Below are 2,001 nucleotides of genomic sequence, written 5' to 3'. Positions count from 1 at the left end.
CCGGCCGAGCCGCGCGTCCGAACGGCAGGTGCTGGAGCATCTCCTCCCACCGCGACTCGTCCCCGAACTTCTGGAGCGCGCGCGCCTTGTAGAGCGAGATCAGACGATCTGTCTCTGTTGGGCCTGGATTCACGCCAACGACCCGTACGCCCCGCGTCGTGGCGAACGCGCCGACCGCCCGCGTGAACGTGGAAAGTGCGGCATTACCGACCGATCCGCAAAGGTAGTCATAGCGCGGCATCCTGGCGGCGATGCCGATCACGTTCACGATGACGCCCCAACCGCGCGCCATCATTTCCGGAAGGGCGTGCCGCGTCGTATCGATGTAGCCATGCACCTTGAGATCCCAAGCGTTGCGCCACTGGTCGTCGCTTAGCGCGGTCAATCCCCCGCCGGGGATTGCCCCGGCGTTGTTGACGAGGATGTCGGCGCCGCGGAGCTGCTCGGCCAGCGCCTGCCGTCCCTCGGGGCGCGACAGATCTGCACAAAGCGCTTTTACTCCGATGCCTTCCTTGTCCCGCAATTCATGCCGCGCTTCTTCCACGGAAGCTTGGGTACTGCCGGCGACGGTGACCTTGGCACCTTCGCTGACGAATGCCTTGGCGCAGGCCAAACCGATGCCGCGTGTACCGCCGGTGATGAGTACCGACTTTCCCGTGAGGTGTAGGTCCATGTCTCTTACCCCCGACGCTGGCGGTCAACCGCCGAAATGATGTTGAACATGATCCGGTTGAGCGCTCCGGGCTCCTCGAGATTGACCGCATTCCTGTTACAGAGCACAACCCCGTGGAGCGCGTCCGAGTTCCGCATTGCGGCGCCTTGGCATTCGTTCGTGGATACCTAAATTGGTTTTGAACTGCAAAGCTGGTCCAGCGCTATGAAGCGTTGGCTCTTCCAAAATGTATAGCGTTGATTCCCTCACAATACTTGCTCGCATCGGCCGGACGCCAAACAGTGTCATTCATCGTTGACCGTCTCGATCTTCGCCGGCATATGGATCTCAAGCAGCTCGCAGTCATCCGACCAGCCCACGACGGTGTGCCGTATGCCGGGAGGCTGCACCCAACTCGAGCCCGCTACGAGGCGGTGACGCCCGACGCCCTCGAACTCGGTCTCGAACCAGCCCTTCAGGCAGTAGACCATCTGGAACTGCAGGATGTGGTGATGTCGCATGCTCAGTTCGGGGCGGAAGGGAGCAATCATGCGGATCACATGGGCCTCTGCCATTCCGTCTGTCGCATCGGCGACTCCGAGATCCCGATAGGCGGAGTATCCGCGCAGGCCTCCGGTCTTGAAATCCGCCTCCTTCAGGTGACAGACGACAAAGCGCTGCTGACTTGGTTGCGGTTGGGTTTCCATGCGGCCCTCCCAAGGTTATACGTCTGGAACAAAATGAAACGCCCAAATCTGATTGAGAGTAAGCGACTGAGAACGGCTGCGCAAGGTAAGCCCTGGTTCTTGCCGAACCGGCAGCATCGGCAATAGCCCGAACCTTCTTCAGGGCCCCTGAAGCTTGCGCTTGAATATCCGGGCCAGCGTCAGTGGCCACCTGCGCCTAAAAACGGAGACCCGCAAGCCCGGCGAGCATGGGATAACTCCCGACACCACTCAACTGGGGCAGGTTCGCCTCCCGTACGAGAGATGGCCTTCCCATACTGGCGGAAACTGCCGGCAGCAAACCGGATAAGACTATCAGGGAGGCGATCTTGGCCCCGAAATCCGACACGGTCACGCTCCTCGTATGGAGACGGCCAAGACAACCATGATGCTGCCTCAGGATTGCTCTGTATGCCATCGCACAGACAAGCGAAGACCGCGGCAGCGAGGCGACGATCGCTCACCCAGTCCACCCTTGCGAACATTTTCCCAACGGCCACGCCGACGACGAGCGAGGGGATGACGAACGGCTGAATCAGCCGCCAACTTGCCGGCCGAGGAGGCTGTTCGAGTGACCGTTGTACCTTGCAAGTGGCCGTTGATTGGGTGAGGAGGCGAAGGGCC

Annotated in this window: 2 protein-coding genes; both read right to left on the bottom strand. The window is 61.1% G+C overall.

Features of this window, described 5'->3' with window-relative positions:
* Window positions 1–673: short-chain dehydrogenase/reductase (locus ACYP5B_RS38365; protein WP_459573060.1), on the bottom strand; the 673-nt coding region annotated here is incomplete at its 3' end.
* 284 nt (window positions 674–957) lie between these two features.
* Entirely contained in the window at window positions 958–1,359 is a 402-nt protein-coding gene (locus ACYP5B_RS38360; RefSeq protein ID WP_459573059.1) for a cupin domain-containing protein, read from the bottom strand.
* Window positions 1,360–2,001: the final 642 nt, after the last annotated feature.

This window comes from Cupriavidus sp. 8B, assembly GCF_054589115.1.
Note: the sequence above shows the minus strand (reverse complement) of the source record. Positions and strands in the feature narration are given on the sequence as shown.

Coding starts and splice junctions, on each gene's coding strand:
- ACYP5B_RS38360 (WP_459573059.1), bottom strand. CDS start 1,359: ATGGAAACCCAACCGCAACCAAGTCAGCAGCGCTTTGTCGTCTGTCAC.